General features: G+C 69.1%; 21 protein-coding genes and 1 pseudogene. 3 read left to right on the top strand and 19 right to left on the bottom strand.

Annotation, left to right across the window (positions count from 1 at the left end; translation table 11 throughout):
* Window positions 1-30 precede the first annotated feature (30 nt).
* The 3 genes from ACGGCP_RS09340 to ACGGCP_RS09330 form a co-directional block, all read right to left on the bottom strand.
* Window positions 31-1,770 (bottom strand): hypothetical protein, encoded by a 1,740-nt coding sequence (locus ACGGCP_RS09340; protein ID WP_392963361.1) that lies wholly within the window; start codon window positions 1,768-1,770, stop codon window positions 31-33.
* Window positions 1,771-1,847: 77 nt separating this feature from the next.
* Window positions 1,848-3,539 carry a hypothetical protein gene (locus tag ACGGCP_RS09335; protein WP_392963359.1) on the bottom strand — a complete coding sequence of 564 codons (1,692 nt, stop codon included), beginning with the start codon at window positions 3,537-3,539 and terminating at the stop codon, window positions 1,848-1,850.
* A 28-nt stretch (window positions 3,540-3,567) separates the two neighbouring features.
* Window positions 3,568-4,446 carry a phosphorylase gene (locus ACGGCP_RS09330; RefSeq protein WP_392963358.1) on the bottom strand — a complete coding sequence of 293 codons (879 nt, stop codon included), beginning with the start codon at window positions 4,444-4,446 and terminating at the stop codon, window positions 3,568-3,570.
* Window positions 4,447-4,548: 102 nt separating this feature from the next.
* Between ACGGCP_RS09330 and ACGGCP_RS09325 the strand changes: the two genes are divergently transcribed.
* Complete coding sequence (locus ACGGCP_RS09325) at window positions 4,549-5,244, top strand: NUDIX domain-containing protein (RefSeq protein WP_392963603.1); 696 nt, start codon at window positions 4,549-4,551, stop codon at window positions 5,242-5,244.
* Here the strand turns inward: ACGGCP_RS09325 and ACGGCP_RS09320 are convergent, their stop codons facing one another.
* Window positions 5,245-5,577, bottom strand: a complete 333-nt coding sequence (locus tag ACGGCP_RS09320) for a TfoX/Sxy family protein (protein WP_392963355.1) — start codon at window positions 5,575-5,577, stop codon at window positions 5,245-5,247.
* 207 nt (window positions 5,578-5,784) lie between these two features.
* A complete protein-coding gene (locus ACGGCP_RS09315; protein WP_392963353.1) occupies window positions 5,785-7,692 on the bottom strand; it encodes a glycoside hydrolase family 127 protein in 1,908 nt (635 codons plus the stop codon).
* Between the two features lie 307 nt (window positions 7,693-7,999).
* On the opposite strand from ACGGCP_RS09315, the gene ACGGCP_RS09310 reads away from it, so the two are divergent.
* Window positions 8,000-10,081 carry a PhoX family protein gene (locus ACGGCP_RS09310; RefSeq protein WP_392963350.1) on the top strand — a complete coding sequence of 694 codons (2,082 nt, stop codon included), beginning with the start codon at window positions 8,000-8,002 and terminating at the stop codon, window positions 10,079-10,081.
* 156 nt (window positions 10,082-10,237) lie between these two features.
* On the opposite strand, the pseudogene ACGGCP_RS09305 reads toward ACGGCP_RS09310, so the two are convergent.
* From ACGGCP_RS09305 to ACGGCP_RS09295, 3 genes and pseudogenes are all read right to left on the bottom strand, one after another.
* Window positions 10,238-10,459: pseudogene (locus ACGGCP_RS09305) on the bottom strand (anthrone oxygenase family protein); the annotation flags it as partial.
* Window positions 10,460-10,637: 178 nt separating this feature from the next.
* A complete protein-coding gene (locus ACGGCP_RS09300) occupies window positions 10,638-11,216 on the bottom strand; it encodes a dihydrofolate reductase family protein (RefSeq protein WP_392963348.1) in 579 nt (192 codons plus the stop codon).
* A 5-nt stretch (window positions 11,217-11,221) separates the two neighbouring features.
* The gene (locus tag ACGGCP_RS09295) at window positions 11,222-11,806 is read right to left on the bottom strand and encodes a dihydrofolate reductase family protein (protein WP_392963346.1); all 585 of its coding nucleotides are present in this window, start codon (window positions 11,804-11,806) and stop codon (window positions 11,222-11,224) included.
* Between the two features lie 84 nt (window positions 11,807-11,890).
* On the opposite strand from ACGGCP_RS09295, the gene ACGGCP_RS09290 reads away from it, so the two are divergent.
* Window positions 11,891-12,466 (top strand): TetR/AcrR family transcriptional regulator, encoded by a 576-nt coding sequence (locus ACGGCP_RS09290; RefSeq protein WP_392963344.1) that lies wholly within the window; start codon window positions 11,891-11,893, stop codon window positions 12,464-12,466.
* Window positions 12,467-12,472: 6 nt separating this feature from the next.
* On the opposite strand, the gene ACGGCP_RS09285 is transcribed toward ACGGCP_RS09290, so the two are convergent.
* From ACGGCP_RS09285 to ACGGCP_RS09235, 11 genes are all read right to left on the bottom strand, one after another.
* Window positions 12,473-13,075 (bottom strand): ADP-ribosyltransferase, encoded by a 603-nt coding sequence (locus tag ACGGCP_RS09285; RefSeq protein ID WP_392963341.1) that lies wholly within the window; start codon window positions 13,073-13,075, stop codon window positions 12,473-12,475.
* Window positions 13,075-13,335: a hypothetical protein gene (locus ACGGCP_RS09280; protein WP_392963339.1), complete on the bottom strand. Its 261-nt coding sequence runs from the start codon at window positions 13,333-13,335 to the stop codon at window positions 13,075-13,077. The genes ACGGCP_RS09285 and ACGGCP_RS09280 overlap by 1 nt, the downstream gene beginning before the upstream one ends.
* Window positions 13,322-14,122, bottom strand: a complete 801-nt coding sequence (locus ACGGCP_RS09275; protein ID WP_392963337.1) for a hypothetical protein — start codon at window positions 14,120-14,122, stop codon at window positions 13,322-13,324. Before ACGGCP_RS09275 ends, ACGGCP_RS09280 begins: the two co-directional genes overlap by 14 nt.
* Complete coding sequence (locus ACGGCP_RS09270) at window positions 14,115-14,606, bottom strand: hypothetical protein (protein ID WP_392963335.1); 492 nt, start codon at window positions 14,604-14,606, stop codon at window positions 14,115-14,117. Before ACGGCP_RS09270 ends, ACGGCP_RS09275 begins: the two co-directional genes overlap by 8 nt.
* 33 nt (window positions 14,607-14,639) lie before the next feature.
* Window positions 14,640-14,966, bottom strand: coding sequence for a WXG100 family type VII secretion target (locus ACGGCP_RS09265; RefSeq protein ID WP_392963332.1), 327 nt, complete (start codon window positions 14,964-14,966; stop codon window positions 14,640-14,642).
* A complete protein-coding gene (locus ACGGCP_RS09260; protein WP_392963331.1) occupies window positions 14,966-15,367 on the bottom strand; it encodes a hypothetical protein in 402 nt (133 codons plus the stop codon). Before ACGGCP_RS09260 ends, ACGGCP_RS09265 begins: the two co-directional genes overlap by 1 nt.
* 42 nt (window positions 15,368-15,409) lie before the next feature.
* Entirely contained in the window at window positions 15,410-17,428 is a 2,019-nt protein-coding gene (locus tag ACGGCP_RS09255; protein WP_392963328.1) for a hypothetical protein, read from the bottom strand.
* Window positions 17,429-17,477: 49 nt separating this feature from the next.
* A complete protein-coding gene (locus ACGGCP_RS09250; protein ID WP_392963326.1) occupies window positions 17,478-17,801 on the bottom strand; it encodes a hypothetical protein in 324 nt (107 codons plus the stop codon).
* A gap of 345 nt (window positions 17,802-18,146) precedes the next feature.
* Window positions 18,147-19,028, bottom strand: a complete 882-nt coding sequence (locus tag ACGGCP_RS09245) for a carbohydrate ABC transporter permease (RefSeq protein ID WP_392963324.1) — start codon at window positions 19,026-19,028, stop codon at window positions 18,147-18,149.
* Entirely contained in the window at window positions 19,025-19,930 is a 906-nt protein-coding gene (locus tag ACGGCP_RS09240) for a carbohydrate ABC transporter permease (RefSeq protein ID WP_392963321.1), read from the bottom strand. The genes ACGGCP_RS09245 and ACGGCP_RS09240 overlap by 4 nt, the downstream gene beginning before the upstream one ends.
* Window positions 19,927-21,276: an ABC transporter substrate-binding protein gene (locus ACGGCP_RS09235; protein WP_392963318.1), complete on the bottom strand. Its 1,350-nt coding sequence runs from the start codon at window positions 21,274-21,276 to the stop codon at window positions 19,927-19,929. Before ACGGCP_RS09235 ends, ACGGCP_RS09240 begins: the two co-directional genes overlap by 4 nt.
* Window positions 21,277-21,283 lie beyond the last annotated feature (7 nt).

Genomic DNA, 21,283 nt, shown 5'->3' with positions numbered 1-21,283 from the left:
CCGAGCGGGGGCCGAACGGCCCCCGCTCGCTCAGGCCACCGCCCCGCTGCTCGCATCGCCGACCGAGCCGACGTTGGCGCTGGAGCCCGCACCCGCCGCACCGGCGTTGAGCTTCCCGTAGTTCATGACGCCGTTGTTGACGATGGCGAAGACCCGCTGCTCGAACTCGCTGAGGTCCACATTGTTCTCCCGCAGGTACGCACCGACGGTGTCGAGGATCTGCTTCTCGAGGATGCCGATGTACTTGATCTGGTCCCGGTACTGGAAGTAGTCGTTCCAGTGGCCGCCGGTGCCCAGCTCGCGGATGCCGACGAGGGCGCCGTAGTCCACCGGAGCGGCGTTGAACAGCCGGGTCTTGCGCCAGGCGTTACGCATTTCGAGTCCGATCGAGCGCAGCAGGTGGTACGGGCTGCGAACAAGGCGGCCGGGCATCGACGCGAAGCCCTGCACCGCACTGAGAAACAGCGCCGCGCCCGGCATCGGGCGCTCGCCGAAGACCTGGTACCGCGCGGCGGTGGGCATCAGGAGGTGGCTGGAGCACTCGACGTAGAGGCTCTCCCCTTCGAGAGCACAGTGGACGTACACGGTGGCGACGAGCTCGCCGCCCCACGAGTCCATCTTGCACCGCAGGTAGTGTCTCGCGGGCGTCCGCGGGTCGCGCTGGAACTCCTCGATGGTCTGGTATCCGTAGCCCGCGGCGGCGAACTCGTGCGGCTGGCGGATCGGCCCGGGTACGGCCAGCCCGGAGACGAGGATCTGGTCGCGCAGTTCGAGGTTCGGCACGCTCGTGGTGGTCGCGGTGTCGGAGGCGAGCTGCTCCAAGCGGTCGCGGACGAATCGGTTGAGCCCGATCGGGTCCACGGTCATCCCGGCCTTCCCGTCCTCGCCGCGGTCGGCCGGGCGCAGTGCGATGGCAACTTCCCAGGTCTCGACCGCCTGCCCCGCACCGATGAACGGGCCGCGGGAGGCGTTGTAGACGACCACCGTGTCGTCCTGCGCTTCGGCGATGTAGGCCAGTCGCTCATCGCGGGGCGTGCCCGACACGGTCTCGGTCGGTATCGCGTTGAGGCCCTTTGCTCTCAGGAAGCCACAGGTCGCGCAGGCGATGCCGAGAACCGTCAGGGTGACGGCCGCGGTGGTGATGTCGGCACGAGGGTCCTTGGCGAGGTATACCGAGGCACCGAACGGCGTGTCCAGATAGATCCGGGTCAGCTGCGGCACGACCAGGATCGCGACCGCCGCCATGAACCCGCCGACCGTGGCGACCAGTCCGACCACCAGGCCCGGGTGCAGGTACCGGGGCGGTCGACTCCCGGCAGTCGAAGTGAGCGCGCGCGCTTCGAGCGCCGAGACCGGCGCGCCGAGGCAGGTCCAGACCGCGAGGAAGAGCAGTGCGAGGAGGACGCCCGTGCCCGAGAGGACCAGCACCACGAAGCCGCAGAACAGGATCCCGAATTCGGCGAGGTTGATGGCGTGGGCGCGGAACACGTGTCGCATCACGAGGGCGGGCTCGATGCCGGGGTTCGGGGCCACGGCACGGCCCGGACGGTGGTACACGTCGTCGAGGACCCGGTCGCGGAAGCGGCGGCCGACATAGGCCGCGGCGGCCAGGTTCATGGTCGCCGTGTACTGGAATTCCGGCCGCCAGCCGCCGGACGGCTCGGACCGCGCTCCGTCCGGAGGCTGGTACTGCGACGGCACGTCGGGCGGCGGTCCGGCTTCGGGCGCGATCTCGGTGTCAGGGTCGGCTTCGGAGTACGGAGCGGTCATGGGGTGTGGCCTTTCTTGGAGTGGAGTACTCACTTCCTGTAGTCAATGGTGATGCGGCCGTGCGAGTTCCGCACCAGTCAGCTGACAGAGCCGCGGCTCTTGTCGCCTACCGAGCCGACGGTGGCCTTCGCGTTGGCTCCGGCGGCGGCGGTGTTGAGCTTGCCGTAGTTGATGACGCCGTTGTTGACGATCGTGTTCGCGCGCTCGTCGAGCTCGCTGACGTCGACGTTGTTCTCCCGCAGGTAGTCCAGGAGCGCGTCGAGGATCTGCCGCTCCAGGATCTCGATGTACTTGATCGAGTCGCGGTACTGGAAGTAGTTGTGCTCGACGACGTCCGTGCCGAGCTCGCGGATGCCCGCGAGCGCGCCGTGGTCGCCGATCCCGAGTCCCGCGCCGCCGCTCGGCGCCGCGGAGCCGCCGCGGGCGAGCTCCCGCATGAGGTCGACCGGGCTGCGCACGAACTCGATCGGCATCGCCGCGATGCCGCGCGCGAGCCCCAGGAACACCGCCCGGTTCTCCGACACGCCGCTGCCGAACACGTGGTAGCGCCCCCGCGTCGGCGGGAGCACGCAGCTGGTGAACTCCACGTACAGCGTCTCTCCCTGGAACGCGCAATGCAGGTACACGGTGGTGACCAGCTCGCCGCCCCACGAGTCGATCGTGCAGCGCAGGTAGTGCCGCACAGGAGTGGTCGGGTCCGCTTGGACCTGCTCGACCGTCTCGAACGGAAACCCGGCGCGGGCCAGTTCGTAGGGGTGGAACACCGGTGCGGCCGTGTCCCGGCCCGAGACGTAGACGTGGTCGCTCAGTTCGAGGCCCGGCAGCCGCCTGGTGACCGCGGAGTCCGAGCCGAGCTGCTGGATGCGCGCCTTGACGGAGCGGTTGAGCGCCACCGGATCGGCCGTCATGGCCGAGCCGTCGCCCGCGGAGGCGTCGGCCGGGCGCAGGGTCATGGCGAGTTGCCATGTGGCGAGCGGGAACCCGGAGCCGACGAACGGCGCCCGGGCGGCGTTGTAGGTGACCACGGGCGAGTGCTGGGCCAGGCCGATGAAGTGCGCCCGCTGGTCGGCGGTCCCGGCCGGTTCGAGTTCGGCCGGGATGGACATGAGGTTCCGGGCTCGAATCGCACCGCAGGTGGCGGTCACCGAGGCGAGGACGAGCAGCCACCCGAAGACCGACCCCAGGCCGGGGCCGCGTTCAGGGGCGGAAGGCTCGCCGAGCTCCAAGGACGCGCCGCTGCTCACCGAGTCGCTGAACGAGTCTGTGAGGCTCATGAACCAGATGTAGTAGGCGATGAACAGGCCGGCCAGGACCGCGAAGACGATGAGGGCGACACGGGCCCAGTTCGTCCGGACCGCGGTGGCGGCCGAGATGCTGCCGGTGGGCAGGTTGGACTTGAACTCCGCGATCAGCGTGGGCACGCCGACCAGGGTCCAGAGGATCAGCCCGGTGATGAGCCCGAGCTTGTCCACGACCGGCGCGCAGAGGAGGAAGAGCATCATCCCGGCGAGGATGCTCTGCTGGGCGAGGTCGAGCCTGCGGGAGAGGCGCATGTGGCGCAGGACCGGGACCGCGTCGGTGCCGGGGTTCGGGGCGACCGCGCGGTCGAACCGGCCGTACACCTCGTCGTACACCGCGTCGCGGAAGTCCCGGTCGATGTAGGCGGCGGCGCAGAGGTGCTGGGTCGCCGCGTTCTTCGGGTACTGGTGCAGCGGGACGGCCTGCGGCGGGCCGACGGGGTCGGGCTGAGGAGAGGGCGGTGAGGTCATGGGGGTCGCCTTTCTCGTCGGGGCGGGCCTACTTGCCGTTGTTGATGGTGATCTGGCCTTTCGCCTTGGGGCCCATGGCGGCGATGTTCGCGGTGGCGCCGTTGCCGACCGCTCCTATGTAGGTGTTGCTGCGGCCTCCGCCGATCTTGCGGATCTCGGCCTGCTTGGGCTTGGATCGGGCGATGAGGGCCAGGGAGAAGGCCGCGGCGTTGCGGGCGGCGACGGGCTGGCGCAGCTTGTCCGCCTCTTTGGTCTTGTCGCCCAACAGGTCCGAGATGCCGCGGACGACGAAGGCGTCCACCGCGGGGCGGCGGTGGGCGGCGGCCATCGCGCCGTAGCTCTCGGTGTCGACGGCCTGGGCGTCGCTGGAGTGGCGGTTGATGAGCGCGGCGGAGGCCGAGGCGTTGCCGGTGATCACCTTGGAGCCGGAGGCGATGGGGCGGTGGAAGACGCGGGGCGCGCCGTCGAGACCCTCGGACCAGGACGTGTCCTCGGCGATGAGCTGGGCGCGCTGGTGGAGCGGGAAGGACGTGCGGAAGGACTCGGGGCGCGGGAGGAGCCCGTCGTCGGTGTCCTGGCCGGACTCGTAGCCGTAGACGTGGGTGGCGGCCACGACGTCGCCGACGCGGGCGTCGCGCAGGCCCCCGGCGATGCCGCAGAGCACGAGGATCTGCGGGCGCCAGGTGGCGAGGGCGTGCTCGACGGACGCGGCGGCGCGCTCGTTGCCGCGCCCGGCCATGGCCAGGACGAGACGCCAGACCCCTTGGGGGCCTTCGAACTCGGTCTCGCGGTAGACGGTGCCGCCGATTTCGTGGTCGGTGAACTCGCGCCCCGGGAGCAGGTCGAGCACCGCGCGGCGTTCGAGGTCGATCGGTGTGCAGAGGACGGCGGTCGGCAGGTCGTTCATCGCGTCTCCAGGGGGTGTGGCGGAGCCTCGGTTATTGTTGATATAACAACAAGAGCGAGCGTATAACGCGCCGCCATTAATTGTCAAGACGTCAATAAGGGGATCATCATGAGCGACAGCACGAGCCCGCAGTACTTCGTGGCGGCCGACGTGGCGATCCTGACAATCCGCGACGGCGCGCTCTCGGTCCTGCTCATCAAGCGCGCCAACCCGCCGTACCAGGGCAGGCTCGCGCTCCCCGGAGGGTTCGTCGAACCCGACGAGACCGTCGAGCAGGCGGCCGCGCGGGAGCTGTTCGAGGAGACCGGGATACCGAAGTCGGCGTCGCGGCTCGACAGCATCGGCGTCTACTCCGGGCCCGAGCGCGATCCGCGAAGGCGCGTGATCAGCGTCGCCTTCGCCGCGCTCGTGCCGCACCCCGGCGAGTCGCGCGCGGGCGGCGACGCGGCGTCGACGCAGTGGCTGCCCGTCGACCGGGCCCTCAAGGAGCCCTTGGCGTTCGACCACGTCGAGATCCTGGAGAGGGCGGTCGAGCACGCGCGGCGGCAGCTGGAGTACACGACCGACGCGACCGCGTTCTGCCGCGAGGAGTTCACCATCGCCGAACTGCGGCGCGTCTACGAGATCGTCTGGGAGACCAAGCTCGACCCGGGGAACTTCCACCGCAAGGTCACTCGCATCGAGGACTTCCTCAGGCCCACCGGGGCGACGACAACGAGGGACGGCGGCAGGCCCGCCGCGCTGTTCACGGCGGGCACGCTCCAGCGGCTCCCGCTGCCGCTGTCGCCCGGGCGGTGATCACTTGCGGGGCAGGGACTCCGCGTACGACAGGCCGCGCTCGATCCAGGCGCGCAGCTGGTCGTCGGAGGCGCAGACGTCTTCATCGATGCGGATCCAGGTCTTGGAGTCGTTGCCGCCCATGACCATCGGCTCCGCTCCAGACTCCAGGACGAGGTCGGGGAAATCGTCGCGGCCGACCCGGATCATCGCCCCGCCGCCGCCCAGGACGGCCGCGGCCATGTTCCCGTGCGCGAACCAGCACAGGCCGCCGAACATGAACTTCTCGGTCACGTACGGCCGGTTGTCGAAGATGTCGCGGACCCGCTCGGCCAGCGCCTTGTCGTAAGCCATGGGGCCAGGTTCCCATGGGGCACCGACAGGGCCCGTGCTTTGGGGCCGGGCGTGGCGAGATCCGAGTCCATTTGTTCGCTCGCAAGGCGGAAGGCCTTTCCGATACCGGGGTTGTATCGGGAAGGCCGACAACGCAGCGAGCGGGCGAATGGGCCGGATGTCGACCGGCCGGCCCCAAAGCACGGGCCCTAGGCGCTGGCGATCGGGCTAGAGGGCCTCGCGGACCCAGACGGCCATGGTGCCCTTGCCGCGGTTCGCCCACGCGTAGTAGGGGACGGTGCGGATCTCGGTCGGCTGGGCCTGCAGGGGCGCGGTGGCGTAGAGGCCTTCGGGCGCGGGGCCGTCGACCAGGCCCGCGGCGACGATGACGTCGTGGCCGTCGGCGTGCTCGGTGCGGAGTTCGCCGCCGCGGCTGACGAGGAGGCGCGGGACGGGGGCGGCGTTGTCGACCTCTTCGACGCAGTGGACGACAGGCCCGCGCTGGATGGCGACCTTGCCTGCGGCGGAGGTGACGCGGGGGTCGGCGCGGACGAGCGCGGGGGCCATCGGGAGGGTGAGTTCGACGCGGTCGCCGAGGGCCCAGGTGCGGTCGAGGACGGCGTAGCCCTTGTCGGTGGTGTACGGCAGGACCGTGCCGTTGACGCTGACCGTGGCGGCGCCGGTGGCCCATTCGGGGAGGCGCAGGCGGAACGTCATGGGAAGGGGCGCTTCGGCTTCGGTGATCGTGAAGGCGATCGCGCCGTCCCAGGGGTAGTCGCTCTCCTGGGCGACGGTGACCCGCTGGCCGCCGTGGGCGAAGCGGGCGGAGCCGGTGACGTAGAGGTTGACCCACAGGCCGTCGGCGTCGGCGACGTAGGCGTACTGCTCCAGGGAGGTGAGGAGCCGGGCGAGGTTGGGCGGGCAGCAGGCGCAGTCGAACCAGTCGCTGCGTTCGACGGTGCCGTCGCTGGCGAGGGGGTTGCCGTAGAAGTACTTGGTGCCGTCGGCGGAGGCGCCGGAGAGGACGCCGTTGTAGAGCGCGCGTTCGAGGACGTCGACGTACTTGGCGTCGCCCGTGAGGATCATCATGCGGTGGGCCCAGAGGACGAGGCCGATCGCGGCGCAGGTCTCGGCGTAGCCGGTGAAGTCGGGGAGGTCGTAGGCCTTGCCGAAGCCCTCGATGGAGGGGTCGGAGCCGATGCCGCCGGTGACGTAGAGCTTGGTGGAGACGAGGTCGTCCCAGAGGCGTTCGCAGGCGTCGCGCAGGCCGTCGTCGCCGAGTTCGAGGGCGAGGTCGGCCATGGCGGCGTACTGGTACATGGCGCGCACGGAGTGGCCGACAACGGTGTCCTGCTCGCGGACGGGCGCGTGGGACTGGGCGTATTCGCGGCCGCGCTGGTCGCGCGGGGTGAAGGGGCGCGCCTCGCGTCCGGCGAAGTACCCGGCGTGGCCTCGGCGCTCGCCTTCGACGTCGAAGTAGAAGGGCCTGGTGCCGCGGTTGTCGATGAAGCGCAGGGAGAGGTCGAGGTAGCGGCGTTCGCCGGTGGCGCGGTAGAGCTTGACGAGGGCGAGTTCGATCTCCTGGTGGCCGTCGTAGCCGCCTTCGCAGGAGCCGCCGGGGCCGAATTCGCGGTCGATGAGGTCGGCGTAGCGGCGGACGATGTCGAGGAGGCCGGTCTTGCCGGTGGCCTCGTAGTGGGCGACGCCCGCTTCGATGAGGTGTCCGGCGCAGTAGAGCTCGTGGGCGTCGCTGAGGTCGGTGAAGCGCTTCCCGGGCTTGACGGCGGTGAAGTAGTTGTTGAGGTAGCCGTCCTCCTGCTGGGCTCCGGCGAGGAGGTCGATCGCCTTGTCCACGGCCGCATCGAGTTCGGGGTTCTCGCCGGTGGCGAGGACGTTGCTGGCGGCCTCGATCCACTTGGCGACGTCGGAGTCCCAGAAGATCGGGAAGCGCTCGCGGTCGTCGTCGTCGTGGCTGCGGGGGGTGAGGAGGAGGGCGTCGAACATGCCGCCTTCGCGCAGGCGGGTCTCCTGGTGGGGGATGGTGCGGGTGCGCACGGTCTCGCGGCGCGGGGACCAGAACCCGTCGGCGATCTGCACGTCGGCGATGGGGAGGGAGGTCCGTTGCGGAGCGGGCATGGCGGTTCCTTCGGCGTGGCGGAGAGGACGGACGGAAAAGGTTTTCGGACAGGCTACCCGGGCCGTGCATTTACCGATACATGGGTCCCACGCTGCGGAACGCGGTCTCTCCGGATCCGCTCCGAAAACGTTTCCGAAAACGTGTGTCCTTGCGCAATCCGAGAGCGCCCCTTCACTTCCTGTTCATGTTCGGTTGGCGAGCGGGGTACCCGCGGCCAATAGCCTCCGAAATCGGAACGCGCCGATCCGCCGCCCCGACCCGTGCGTCGGCGATCCTGTTCCGGACGTACTGCCATAGGAGTCCCAAATGAATCACCGTGACGCCGCCAAGCGGCGCAAGCTGCCGCTCCTGTCCGACCACATCGGCGGCCGCTCGCAGCTGACCTGCCTCTACCGCTGCGGCGACGCCTGCAGCCACCCCGTGCCGAACACCTCGGACAACCCCTACATGGGCGACCTCATCGCGGGCGTCGTCTCCCGCCGCTCCCTGTTCAAGACCGGCGCCATGGTGACCGCGGGCGCGGGCGTCGCGGGGGCGCTCGGCGGCAGTGCCGTCTTCGCCTCCGAGGCCTCGGAAGAGGGCTCGGCGTTCTGGGGCTCGGTCCCGCGCGGGCTGCGCTTCGATGCCGTGGAACCGAACAAGGAGGACGCCGTCACGATCCCCGACGGGTACGAGCAGCAGGTCGTGATCCGCTGGGGCGACCCGATCCTCGACGACGTCAACGAGTTCGACCCCGAGGCGCAGACCCCCGAGGACGCGGCCGGGCAGTTCGGCTACAACTGCGACTTCCTGGCGCTCATGGACCTCCCCGGCGAGCGCCGCCGCAAGGTGCTCGTCGCCAACCACGAGTACACCAGCGAAGAGATGATGCACTACGGCTACGACTCGGCCGCTCCCACGCGCGAGCAGGTCGAGATCGGCTGGGCCTCGCACGGCCTGTCCGTGGTGGTCCTCAAGGAGGACAAGGACAACGGCGACCTCACCCCGGTCGTCGGGCACGAGCTCAACCGCCGCATCACCGCCACGTCCGAGTTCGTCCTCTCCGGACCGGCCGCGGGCAGCGACCTGCTGAAGACGACCGCCGACGCCGAAGGCGCCCTGGCGCTCGGCACGCTCAACAACTGCGCGGGCGGCGTCACCCCGTGGGGCACGATCCTCTCCGGCGAGGAGAACTTCAACCAGTACTTCGCGAACGCCGGGCAGGTGACCGACGCGACCGCGAAGGCGCGCCTGGCCCGCTACGGCCTCTCCGGGAACGCCAGCGAGCGCAAGTGGGAGCAGTACGACCCGCGGTTCGACGTGCTCCAGGAGCCCAACGAGCCCAACCGCTTCGGCTGGATCGTCGAGCTCGACCCGTACGACCCCGACTGGACCCCGCGCAAGCGCACCGCCCTGGGCCGCTTCAAGCACGAGGGCGCCGGGCCGCGCGTGGACCGCCAGGGCCGCGTGGTCGTGTACATGGGCGACGACGAGCGCTTCGACTACATGTACAAGTTCGTCTCCAAGCACAAGATGAAGTCCGGCAGCAGCAGGAGCGCGCGCGAGCACAACCGCAAGCTCCTCGACGAGGGCACCCTGTACGTCGCCAAGTTCACCGGCGACAGCCCCGGCGAGATCGACGGCACCGGCGCGCTCCCCGACGACGCCGCGTTCGACGGCTCGGGCGAGTGGATCAAGCTCGCCAGCGGCGACGAGTCCTTCGTGGACGGCATGACCGCCGAAGAGGTGTACGTGTTCACGCGTCTCGCGGGCGACAAGGTCGGCGCGACCAAGATGGACCGTCCCGAGGACGTCGAGGTCAACCCGAAGTCCGGCAAGGTGTACGCGGCACTGACGAACAACTCCCAGCGCGGCACCAGCGGCAAGGCCCCGGCCGACGAGGCCAACCCGCGCAACAGCAACAAGCACGGGCACGTGCTCGAGCTGACCGAGAAGAACAACGACGTCGCCGCGCTGACCTTCGGGTGGAGCCTGCTGCTCGTCTGCGGCGACCCCGAGGACCCGTCCACGTACTTCTCGGGCTACCCGAAGGACAAGGTCAGCCCGATCTCGTGCCCGGACAACGTCGCGTTCGACCCGCAGGGCAACCTGTGGATCTCCACCGACGGCAACGCGCTGGGCATGAACGACGGCCTCTTCGGCGTCTCGCTCTCCGGCTCGACCCGCGGCCTGACCAAGCAGTTCCTCACCGTGCCGCTCGGCGCGGAGACCTGCGGCCCGGTCGTCCAGGACCGCCACATCCTGGTCGCGGTGCAGCACCCGGGCGAGATCGACGGAGCCAGCGCCGAGGTCCCGCTCTCGCAGTGGCCCGACGGCCCCGAGGGCGCGCTCCCCCGCCCGTCCGTGGTGAACGTGGTCAAGGAGCGCTTCGGCAGCATCGGCTGCTAAGCGACGCGAAGCAAAACGGGGCGACCAGTGATGGTCGCCCCGTTCTTCGTCGGCTAAGGAGTTGCGGCCGTGGACGACGAGGGCCCAGGCGAGGGCCAGGAGCGACAGGAGCGAGGCGACGCCGCGGACGGTGTTCCAGGCGATCCAGCGGGACTCGATGCTCGCGCGCAGCGCGGCGGGGTCGGCGATGGCGGCCGGGTCGCCCGCGGCTTCGAGGCGGTCGTTCATGGGCACGTTCACCGCGACGGTCCCGATGAACATGACCAGGGCGAGCACGAGGGCGAGCAGGAGCCACGGGGACGCGGCGCGATTCCCGGAGAACCAGTTCAGCGCCAGCGCGGCGACGGTGAAGAGCACCGAGCCGAGGAACGCGGTCATGAACCAGCCGTTGAGGATCACGCGGTTGATGCTCTGCATCCCACTGATCCAGCCGCGGTCGTCGAGGACCTTGAGGCCGGGCATCACCGCGTAGGAGAACCCGGTGAACAGCCCGGCCATGAGGCCGACGCTGAGGGTGGAGGCGAGGAGCGCGAGGAGTTGGAGGGTTCGCACGGGGCTATGCCTTTCGGTAGGTCTGGACGGCCGCCCCCGAATCGAAGGCGCGGTCGTCGGTGAGCGTGAAGCCCGTGGGCACGTAGGTTCCGGCGAACATCGGGATGCCGCCGCCGAAGACCAGCGGGTAGCGCTTGACGACGATCTCGTCGATCTCGCCGATGAGCGCGCCCGCGAGCCGGCCGCCGCCGCAGAGCCAGATGCCCTTCCCCTGTTGCCGTTTGAGGTCGCGCACGACCGCGACCGGGTCGGCGGCGGTGAACACCACGTCCTCGGCGATGGCCGGGTCGAGCGTACTGGAGAAGACGTACTGGCGCAGATGGGCGTACGGGCTGGGGTGACCTTCGGCGAGGCCGGGCAGGTACGTGCCCCTGCCCATGAGGACGGTGTCGTACAGGCGGTTCGGGGCGTCGGCGAGCCCGGCGGGTGCGCGGTAGGCGGTCGGGACGGTCTCGGGCCGGGCCTCGTTCATGGCGGCCGAGACGTCGGGCGGGATCGGGAAGGCGTCGAACTGCCCCGCGGGGCCGGCGATGTAGCCGTCGATCGACGTGGCGACGTAGTAGGTGAGCTCGCGGTTCGCCAAGGTGTCTAGGCCTTTCGGTAGGTCTGGATGGAGGCTCCGGAGGGCAGGGAGCGGTTGTCGACGAGCGTGAACGCCGTCGGCTTGTAGGGGCCGTCGAACATCGGGATGCCGCCGCCGATGAGGACCCGGTAGCGCTTGACGATGATCTGGTCGATCTCGTCGATGAGCGCGGCGGCGAGCTTGCCGCCGCCGCAGAGCCAGATGCCGCCGCCCTCTTGGGCTTTGAGGTCGCGGACGAAGGCGAGCGGGTCTTCGGCGACGAACGTGACGTCCGGGTCGGTGTCGGCGCCGAGGGTGGTGGAGACGACGTACTGCTTCAGGTGGGAGTAGGGGCTGGTGATGCCGAGCTTCAGGCCCGGGTCGTAGGTGCCCCTGCCCATGATGAGGGCGTCGTAGTTGCGGTTGGGGGCGTCGGCGACGCCCAGCGGCTCGCGGAGGTGGGTCGGGATGGTCTCCGGCCACTCGGTGGTGATGGTGTCGAGCAGGTCGGCGTCGAGCGGGAAGTCCTCGACCTGGTCGTCGGGTCCGGCGATGAAGCCGTCGATGGTCGCGCCGATGTAGTAGGTGAGCTCGCGGTTCTGCTTGCGCATACACACTCCGTTTGAAGTACTATGAATGAAGTGGTTTGAATTTAGCACTACGCTTGTAGTGGTGTCAACCGAAGGGTGGAGGAAATGCGCCAGAACCCCGAGCGCCGGACGGCGCTCGTCGACGCGGCCATCGAAGTACTCGCAGACCAGGGGGCCCGCGGGCTCACGTTCCGCGCCGTCGACAGCCGGGCGGGTGTGCCGGTCGGCACAGCGTCGAACTACTTCCCGAACCGCGACGCGCTCCTGATGCAGGCGGGCCAGCGGGTGTTCCAGCGGCTCGACCCAGGGGCCGACGTGGTCGGCGAAGCGCTCGCGCTGCCGCGCACGCGTGCCACGGTGGAGCGGCTGATGCACGAGATGGTCGGGCGCATCACCGCGTTCGGCTCGGGCTACCTGGCGATGCTGGAGCTGCGGCTCGAGGCCACGCGCCGCCCCGAGCTGGCGAAGGTCCTCACCGAGCAGATCCGCGAGAACGTCCAGCAGAACATCCGGTTCCACCTCGAGGCAGGGATGCCCGGGGACGCCGAGACCGTGGAGCTGCTCTACCTGGCGCTCAGCTGGCTCATCGTGGAGCGGCTGACACTGCCGGACGTGTTCGGCGAGGAGCGCACGGCGGCGCTCGTCACCGCGGCGGTCAACCAGATCGTCCCGCCGCGGTGAACCGGCCTACATCTCCTCGAGGAAGATCTTGTACTGGTCGCTCGACTTGTCGACGTCGGTGACCCTGAACTTCGAGTTGCGGTCGAAGACGACCTCGTCCTGGCCCTGGAACTTGGTGTAGTTCTCGATCGCGTGGCCGTTCCTGCCCTTGATCTCGATGAGGGCGCCGTCCCACTTGGCGAACTGCTCCGCCTCGGTCTTGTCCTTGGAGCTGCTGGTGAAGGCCTTCTCCTCGACCACGTCGCCCTTGTTGTAGAGGTCCCTGGCCTTGTTCGACGTGCCGCGGTAGGTGGTGCCGTCGAACGTGTCCATCTTGTTGAGGGCGTTGGAGATCTTCGCGGCCTGGGCGTCGTACTCGGCCTTCTGGCGCGGGTTCTTCACCGAGTCGGGGTCGCGCAGGTACTTGTTCAGGTCCCGGAAACCGGGGCCGGAGTAGAACGCGATGGCGTCCTCGTCCTGCTTGTTGAACTCCTGCTTGCTCGCGTCCGGGCGGGTCTTCTGCTTGCCGCCGGGGAGCTTCGAGCCCTCGACGAAGGTCTTGTCGTCGTCCAGGACGCCCGAGACGAGCTTCGCGCCCTTGGCGCCCTTCTTGCCCTTCTTGGGTGGCATCAGCGGCCCTTCTCGGCTTGGCGGCGGGCCTTCTCGGCGAGCATCCGCTCCGCCTCCTCCTGCGGCACCTCGACGTAGTCGAACTCGTTGTGCCCGAGCCGGTGCTTGTCGAAGAACTCCGTGGCGGTCCAGCGCCGCAGCCGGAAGTTGTAGACCTCGTCGCGGCGGGAGTCCTCGGAGGTGAAGCGCCGCATGATCGCCGCCGGGTTCGAGCGGCCGCGGTCCTCGTCGGTCTTGAAGTAGTACTTAACGTTTTCCATCCATCCACCTCAGACTCTCGACGCCCTCGGGCAGCTCCACCGCGCCGAACGTCTTGTCCTGCTCCGCCTGCAGCCGCTTCCAGTCCGAGCCGCCCCACTCGACCAGCTTCATCTGGTCGTACAGGTCGTGCGTGCTCTGCTTCGCCGAGAAACTGCCCGGCGTATGGTACTGGACCTCGAACTGCGTGCCGGTCTGCGGATCTTTCCAAGTGGTGTTGATGCCCTTGTAACCAGGGCCTTCGGCCCAGTTGAAACGGCCGCGGTCGCCGACCGGCTCGAAGCCGTCCCGGCGCAGCGAATCGTGCACGCCGCCCGCGCCCTTCGTGTAGTCCTTCCCGTCGAACTCGACGGTGTAGCGGACCGAGTCGTTCACCTTCTTCAAAGCGCCGTCGACGTCGAGGTCGGGGTCCTCGTCGAGCATGTTGGCGACCTTGAGCTTGAGCGACTCCTCGCCCTTGAGGCGGTACTCCAGGCCCAGCGGGCGGCCGTCGTTCTCGTCCATCGCCTTCAGGATCGAGGGCGTGGTCCGCTCCTCGGCCTTGCGGGCGTCGTCGAGGAACTTGTCGACGGCGGCGTTGTCGTCGGGGTGCAGCGCCTTGTCGGGGTTGTCCGGGTGCCGCCAGCCCGGGGCGGGCGGGCCGGAGACCCGGTCGGCGTCGGGTGTGCGGTCCCCGTCGCCCAGGCCCTCGCCCTGGCGGTAGGTCCGGCGGTCCTCCAGGACGCCCGAGACGAGCTTCGCCCCCGGCGCCTCGCCTTCAGAGGCGTTGGAGCGCTTGCGTTTAACCATTCAGGATCCGGTTGGTGGCCATCTCCATCAGCTGGTCGATGATGGTCCCGACGATCTTCTTGAAGATCGGGATCTGCGCCAGCGACGCCCCGAAGGTCACGGCCGCGAACGCGATCGCCTGCGCGATCTGGATCGCGAGGATGACCAGCTGGATGATGATCTGGATCTTCAGGGCCAGCACCAGGCCCGCGCCCACGGTGAGCCCGATGTTGATCACATTGGACGGATCACCGGCGTCGGCGAGGTTCCGGGCGGCCGACTCCTCGGCGTCCCAGCGGGTCTGGAACGCGTCGATGTCGGCGCCCGCGTTGTTCGCCGGGACGGTGGCCGCCGCCTGCTGCAGCTGCTCGATGAGCGGTGCGAGCTCGTCGGCCATCGCCGTCCACTCCCCCGCCAGGCGGAACATCGACTCCTCGTCCGATTCGGGCCAGGTCGAGCCGGTGACGGCGCTCAGCAGTCCCGCGACCTCCGGGGGCAGGTCCATGCCCATGTGCGTATCGCCTTCCTGTGCAGCGGTTCAGCGGCCGAGCTCGCCGAGGAGCTGTTCGAAGCCCTTCGCGATCTCGTCGTCGGTGGCCTGGTGGCTGTCGGCCATCTCGCGGATGTTCTGCCCGTACTGGACGAGCTCCTCGATGTTCGTGGTGAAGCAGTCGTTGAGCGCCCCGGTGCAGGCCTCGTGCGCCATGCCCAGCAGCGAGCCGATCTCGTCCCCGCCGAACGCGTCCGCGTACTCCTCGACCTTGCCGTTGAACTTGTCGATGAGCGCCTGGATCTGGTCCTTCACCGCGTCCATGTCCCCGGCCGACTTGTGCATCGACTCGGGCGTGATCTCGACCCCGGCCACTACGCGGACCGGTTCTGGAGCTTGGCCATGGTCTCGGTGATCTGCTGGCTCATCGCCGCGAAGTTGCGCAGCGAACGGTCCTGCATCTCCGCGAACTTCTCGTTGATGGCGTTCAGGTCCGGCACGGCCTCAGGCGTGTTCGTGTGCTCGCGGTGCTTGTCGAGCGCCTCGTTGACGAGCTGCATCAACTGCGGGCCGAGGTCGTCCGAGCCGTCGCGGATCGCCCTGGCGCTCACCATCAGCTCCGTGAGGCGGCCGTCAGAGCCGACGGTGACGCGAATGCGGCCCTTCTCGTTCTCGACGGTGACCGGCTCGGGCGGCCCGACCTGGGTCGCGGCCACGGCGTTCAGCTCCGCGCGGGCCGCCGCCAGCTGCTCGGCGATTTTGTCCTCATTGAACAATGAAGGCTCCGGTTTCTCTTGCGGTGATTGGTCTGCGAGGCCCTACGCGTAGGGGTCCTCTTCCTCGTCCTCGGGTCCGCCGCCCCAGACGTCCTCGTCCTCGGCGATCCAGAACTGGCGCTCCAGCTCCTTGTCCTCGCCGCCGGGGCGCTGGCCGCCCCCGACGGGGCCCATCATGCCGCCCGCGCCGCCCGCGCCGCGGCCTCCGGCACCCGCTCCGGCGCCCGCCGCTCCGGCCGCGCCCGCGCCCATCGCGCCGCCGAGGCCGCGTCCGCCGCCTCCGGAGCCGCCCAGGCCGCCGCCGCGCCCGCCAGAGCCGGGGGGCGTGCCGCCGCCGCTCGTGCCGCCGAGGCCCTTGCCGGAGAGGCCGCCGGAAGAGCGGCCCGAATCGAGCTTGCGGGGACCGGTGCTCCCGGTGTCGAGGCCCTTGCCGCGCGGCAGCGACGAACGCGGCGGGGTGATCCCGGGAGTGCGCGTCGGGGCGGGCGTGGTCATCGCGGGCGGGAGGTGGCTGCTGCCCGGGCCGAGCCCGGTGCCGCCGATGCTGCTGGGCGGCAAGGTGGTCGTGCCGCCGCTGGCGAGACCGCCGGAGACGTCGTCGGGGTCGGTGGTCGAGTTCCAGGGGTTGTCGTCCAGGCCGTTGAGGCCGGTGCCGCCCGTGTAGTCGGTCGGCGGGACGCCGCTCCCGGTGCCGAGGCCGTTCGCGCCGCCGAGGGAGTCCAGGTTGCTCCCCCCGTTGTAGGCGGAGGGCAGGTCGCCGCCGCTGCCGGTGAGGTCGTCGGGGTCGGTGCTGGAGCTGAACGGGTTCGCCTCGTTCAGTCCATTGAGGTCATTGGCGCTGTTGACGCTGTTGGGAAGGCTCCCGCTACCGTTGCCACCGAGCCCGTTCCCGCCCAGGCCCTCGCCGTTCAGGCCGCCGGTGTTGCCGCCCAAGGAGTCCAGGGACCCGGGCGGGGCCATCGAGTCCATCCCCGCGCCTTCGAGGTCGGGCATGCCGCCGCCGTCGCCGGTGTCGAGCTCCGGCGGGTCGAACTTGTCGGTCTCGCCGTCGTTGAAGGTGGTCTGCTCGCCCTTGCGCACATCCGGCGTGATCTCCTGGACGTGGGCCTCGACGTTCGCGTGCCGCTCGGTGACCTCCTCGTTGACGCGGGCGGCCTCCTCCTCCAGCTGCTCGGAACCCTGCGCGCCCAAGGAGATCAGGCGCTCGTCGGCGTACTCGTCGGCCTTCTTGCGGGCCAGCTCCTCCCCTTTGAGACCGTCCTGTTCGTACTCGGGGTTGGCGTTGACGTACTCGATCCAGCGGTTGTAGGTGGTCTCGCGGCCCTCCTGGACCTCGTCGATCACCGTCGGGTCGAACCCGGCGAGCTCGACCGCCTTCGCGATCTCGTCGTTCTTGTGGATCTCGCAGTTCTTGAAGAACGGCGGGCGGATGTGGATCTGGTGCGAGCCGCAGCTGGTGCCCTGCATGTAGAACTTCGGCGCGGGGTAGACGCACGAGGTGCCGCCCTGCTGCTCGTAGATCTCGGCCTGCTTGTCGTCGAGCAGCTTGACCACGCCGCCCTTGCCGTCCTCGCCCGCGATGTCGCCGCTGATCGTGGTGCAGTTCTTGAGGACCGTCTCGGCCTGCTCCTCGAACGCGTCGAAGTCGTCGCCCTTCCAGAAGCCCGAGAGGGTCGCCAGGCCCTCCTTGAGCTTCGGGGAGATCGACGCGAACGCCTCCTGGAACTCGACCCACTGGTCGCGGATCGTGTCGAGCGCGTAGTCGGCCTCGGGCTGCGGGCGGATCGAGGAGACCATGCTCTTGATGGACTTGCCCTCGGGGAGCATCATGGTGCCCTCGCGGGCGGCCTTGAGGCTGTCGATCTGGGCGGCCACGGGGACGGCCGACATGAGCTTGACCCAGGCGGGCTCGGCCGGGTCCTCGGCGGCGTTGGTGCACGCGTCGTGGCTGCACTGGGGGCTGACCTTCAGCTCGTTGAGCGAGGTCGTGTACTCGGCGCTGCTCTGGCCTTCTTCGAGCTTCCCGTACTCGGCGCGCTCGAACTCATCCTCTTCGGACATGGCGGACTACTCGCTCTCAGGTCGGGTGGCGGGCTGTGGCTGCGGCGCTTCAGAGGAGGTCGGCATAGCCGTCCATCTCGCCCGCGGAGGTCTCGTCCGCCTCCTCGGCCAGGTCGGCGGAGTCGTTGAGGGTCTTGATCATCCCGTTCAGGGCCTCGCGGAGGTCCTGCAGGTTGTCCCAAGTGGTCTGGTGGAACGTCTCGTAGTTCGTGCGAGCGGTCGCGGAGGCGTCGAGCTGCCCGAAGGCGGGCAGGAGGCCGAGCCGCTGGCCGTTCTCCATCCGGGGGATCAGGGATTCGAGGTGGTCGAGCTGCTCGCGGACGACGGTCCGGTATTCCTCGAGCGCTTCGGTGTCGATTACTCGTTCGGCCATTGAGGTCGCCTATCCGTGGGTGAGGGCGCTCAGGCCCGGTGCCGGTATAGAGCGCTCTCTGAGGCGCACGCCCGCAGAGTGTTCGACTCGTGTGGCGCGCGCTAGGAGCGGAGATGGGCCCAATGATAAGCACACCTTTCCGAAACCCGATGTTCGGCACCCGTCGTACCGATTGTTCGTAATCAGCTGCATACCAATGGTTTTCGATGCCTCCGACCGGGTTGAGCAGCCGAGACGCGAAAACGCCGCCCGCTGGAGCGCGGGCGGCGTTCACGCGACGCCAAGGAGTGCTTACGGATTCGTTATGAGAACTTCATCTTCGAACGCGTTCGCACAGCCCGGATGTCACTGCTTCACGGCTCCGGCGACGAGGCCGGACTGCCAGTACCGCTGGAGGAACAGGAAGGCGATGACGAGCGGGATGATGGACAGGAGCGAACCGGTGACCACCAGCGGGATCAGGTCGCCGCTCGCGCCGCCCGCCGCCGCGGCCTGGCCCTGCCAGCGCGCCAGGCCCACCGTGATCGGGTAGAGCTCGGGGTCGTTGAGCATGATGAGCGGCAGGAAGTAGTTGTTCCAGGTGTGCACCAGGGCGAACAGCAGGACGGTGGCGAAGCCGGGCGCGAGGAGGCGCAGCACCACTTGGAAGAAGATCCGGAACTCGCTCGCGCCGTCGATGCGGGCGGCCTCCAGGAGGCTGTCGGGCACGGCCGCTTCGACGTAGACGCGCATGAGGAGGAGCCCGAACGGGTTCACGAGCGAGGGCAGGATGATCGCCCAGGGCGTGTCGGCCAGGCCGATCTCGCTGAACACGAGGTAGGTCGGGATGGCGAGCGCGGTCGTGGGGACCATCACCGCGCCGAGCACGACCATGAACATCGTGCGGTTGCCTCTGAAGCGGTACTTGGAGAAGCCGTATCCGGCGAGGGCGGCCAGGAGCGCGCCGCCGCCCGCAGCGGTGACCGCGTACAGGAGGGTGTTCCACAGCCATTTCAGGAAGACGCCGTCGTCCTGGGTGAGCGTGAGCTCGATGTTCTGGAAGAGGTGGAAGTCGCCGGAGAACCAGAGTCCGAAGGTGGAGAACAGGTCCTCGCTGGTCTTGGAGGAGGCGACGACGAGCCAGAACAGCGGCAGGAGGAAGTAGGCCGCGGCGGCGAGCATCCCGATGGTGAGGATCGTGCTGCGCTTGGGCTTGGTGCGGCGCGGCTTGAGCGTGGTGGTGGTCATCGCCGGCTCCTGCGGTTGGTGGCGAACATGAACGCGTACGAGCCGGCCAGGATGACCAGGCCGAGGACGAACGAGACGGCGGCGGCGTAGTTGTACTCCTGGCCGACGAACGCGAGGTTGTACGCGTAGAGGTTGGGCGTGTAGGCGGCGTCGATGACGGTGGGCGCCAGGGACTGCATGAGCTGCGGTTCGTTGAACAGCTGGAACGCGCCGATGATGGAGAAGATCATGCAGACGGCGAGGGCGCCTCTGAGGGCGGGGATCTTGATGCTCCAGGCGGTGCGCCACTGGCCCGCGCCGTCGACGGCGGCGGCCTCGTAGATCTCGGTCGGGACCGATCGCAGTGCGGCGTAGAGGATCACCATGTTGTAGCCGGTGAACTCCCAGAACACGATGTTCGCGAGGGAGCCGAGCATGAGGTCGGGGCCGAGGAAGTCGGGCGCGGCCGCGCCGACGGCGTCGGCGAGCTGGGCGAAGGGCCCGTACTCGGGTCCGTAGAGGAAGCCCCACATGAGGGTCGCGATGACGCCGGGGACGGCGTAGGGCACGAAGATCCCGAGGCGGGTCGTCCTCTTGAGACGGGTGAGGCCGGTGTCGAGCGCGAGCGCGAAGGCGAGCGCGGCGGCGAGCATGACCGGGACCTGGATGAGGAAGAACAGGGCGACGCGGCCGATGCCGGTCCACAGCTGCTCGTCGCCGAAGGCGCGGGTGTAGTTCTCGAGGCCGACGAAGACGTTGCCGCCCACGAGCTGTTCGCGGAAGAGGCTGAAGTAGGCGGCGTAGAGGAGCGGGACGAGGAACATCAGGAGGAACACGATCATGAACGGGGCCACGAACATGTATCCGGCGAGGGCGCGTCGCCTGGTGCCCTCTTGGCGGCGTTTGCTGGTGGTCGCTGTCATGGCTGCCTCACCGTGAATCCCTGGTATCGCGCGTACTCTTCGATGCGCCGCTGCCATGCCTCCATGGCGGCGACGGCGTCGGTCTTCTCGGCGACGGCCGTGCCGACGGTGGCGGTGAAGTCGGCGTAGACCTTGTCCTGGAACGGGGCCCACTGGAAGTCGGGGGCGACGGTGGTGCCGATCTCGGCGAAGAGGCCGTTCACCTCCTGGCCGCCGTAGAACTCGAGCTGCTGGCCGGTGAAGGCGGGGTCCTCGAGGATCGCCTTCGTGGGCGGGTAGAGGAACTGCTCGTTCGCCATCGTGTTCGTGGACTCGGGGTCGGTGTTGATGAACTGGGCGAAGACGGCGGCGGCGATGGGGTTGCGGGTGGTGGCCATGACGGCGGAGGTGGAGCCGCCCCAGTTGGAGGAGACCTGTTCTCCCGCTTCCCATTGCGGGAGGGGGGCGACCCGCCAGAGGCCGGAGGTGGAGGCGGCGGCGGACTGGAGGAAGGTCGGGGCCCAGGCGGGGGCGATCCAGGTGGCGTACTTGCCTCTGTTGAGGGCCTGGTACCACTGGTCGTTGAAGTCGGCGTCGACCGCGATGAGGTCCTGTTCGGACAGTTCCCCCCAGTAGCGGGCGACCTTCTCGGCTTCGGGGGAGGTGAGGTCGACGTTGAGGTCGGGGCCTTCGGAGCCGCCGAACGGGTCGGCTCCGGCCTGCCAGAGCATGGCGGCGAAGAACGCGCCCTGCGAGGGCGCGAAGTTCGTCAGATACACCTCGGGGTCGGCCTCGTGGAGCCGGCTCGCGGCGGCGGCGAAGTCGTCCCAGGTGGCCGGGACCTCGATGCCGTGGGCCTGGAAGATGTCGTCGCGGTAGAGCATGCCCATGGGGCCGGTGTCCTGCGGGATCGCCCAGACCTCGCCGTTCGCGCCGCTTACCTGGGCCCACGCGAACTCGACGAACTGGTCGCCGATGTCCTTGGCCCCGTAAGGGCCGAGGTCGAGCAGGTCTTCGGTGATGACGAACGACGGGATCATCTGGAATTCGAGCTGGGCGATGTCGGGGGCGCCGTTCCCGGCGCGCAGGGCGGTGCGCAGCTTCGCGTAGTGGGGGTTGCCCTGGCCCGCGTTCACGATGTCCACAGTGATCTGCGGGTAGGCCTCCTGGAAGAGCGCCACCTCTTTCTCGATGCCCGGCACCCAGGTCCAGAAGTTCAGCTCCGTGGGCGTCTGCATGGCCTCGTCGATCTCGGCCTGCGTCACGCTCTTCGGCGGGTCGACGGTGTGCCTGCCGCAGGCCGCGAGCGCCAGCGGGCCCGCCAGGGCGGCCGCGAGGCCGGTCCTGCGACTGAAACGGGGATTCATCCGACTC

The organism is Glycomyces sp. NPDC048151, from assembly GCF_043202775.1.
GTDB lineage: Bacteria > Actinomycetota > Actinomycetes > Mycobacteriales > Micromonosporaceae > Glycomyces.
This window is presented reverse-complemented; position numbering and strand designations above follow the sequence as displayed.

Bases quoted from the DNA above. Each gene is read 5' to 3' on its own strand.
- ACGGCP_RS09340 (WP_392963361.1), bottom strand. From the start codon at position 1,770: ATGACCGCTCCGTACTCCGAAGCCGACCCTGACACCGAGATCGCGCCC.
- ACGGCP_RS09335 (WP_392963359.1), bottom strand. From the start codon at position 3,539: ATGACCTCACCGCCCTCTCCTCAGCCCGACCCCGTCGGCCCGCCGCAG.
- ACGGCP_RS09330 (WP_392963358.1), bottom strand. From the start codon at position 4,446: ATGAACGACCTGCCGACCGCCGTCCTCTGCACACCGATCGACCTCGAA.
- ACGGCP_RS09320 (WP_392963355.1), bottom strand. From the start codon at position 5,577: ATGGCTTACGACAAGGCGCTGGCCGAGCGGGTCCGCGACATCTTCGAC.
- ACGGCP_RS09315 (WP_392963353.1), bottom strand. From the start codon at position 7,692: ATGCCCGCTCCGCAACGGACCTCCCTCCCCATCGCCGACGTGCAGATC.
- ACGGCP_RS09310 (WP_392963350.1), top strand. From the start codon at position 8,000: ATGAATCACCGTGACGCCGCCAAGCGGCGCAAGCTGCCGCTCCTGTCC.
- ACGGCP_RS09295 (WP_392963346.1), bottom strand. From the start codon at position 11,806: ATGCGCAAGCAGAACCGCGAGCTCACCTACTACATCGGCGCGACCATC.
- ACGGCP_RS09290 (WP_392963344.1), top strand. From the start codon at position 11,891: ATGCGCCAGAACCCCGAGCGCCGGACGGCGCTCGTCGACGCGGCCATC.
- ACGGCP_RS09285 (WP_392963341.1), bottom strand. From the start codon at position 13,075: ATGCCACCCAAGAAGGGCAAGAAGGGCGCCAAGGGCGCGAAGCTCGTC.
- ACGGCP_RS09280 (WP_392963339.1), bottom strand. From the start codon at position 13,335: ATGGAAAACGTTAAGTACTACTTCAAGACCGACGAGGACCGCGGCCGC.
- ACGGCP_RS09275 (WP_392963337.1), bottom strand. From the start codon at position 14,122: ATGGTTAAACGCAAGCGCTCCAACGCCTCTGAAGGCGAGGCGCCGGGG.
- ACGGCP_RS09270 (WP_392963335.1), bottom strand. From the start codon at position 14,606: ATGGACCTGCCCCCGGAGGTCGCGGGACTGCTGAGCGCCGTCACCGGC.
- ACGGCP_RS09255 (WP_392963328.1), bottom strand. From the start codon at position 17,428: ATGTCCGAAGAGGATGAGTTCGAGCGCGCCGAGTACGGGAAGCTCGAA.
- ACGGCP_RS09250 (WP_392963326.1), bottom strand. From the start codon at position 17,801: ATGGCCGAACGAGTAATCGACACCGAAGCGCTCGAGGAATACCGGACC.
- ACGGCP_RS09245 (WP_392963324.1), bottom strand. From the start codon at position 19,028: ATGACCACCACCACGCTCAAGCCGCGCCGCACCAAGCCCAAGCGCAGC.
- ACGGCP_RS09240 (WP_392963321.1), bottom strand. From the start codon at position 19,930: ATGACAGCGACCACCAGCAAACGCCGCCAAGAGGGCACCAGGCGACGC.
- ACGGCP_RS09235 (WP_392963318.1), bottom strand. From the start codon at position 21,276: ATGAATCCCCGTTTCAGTCGCAGGACCGGCCTCGCGGCCGCCCTGGCG.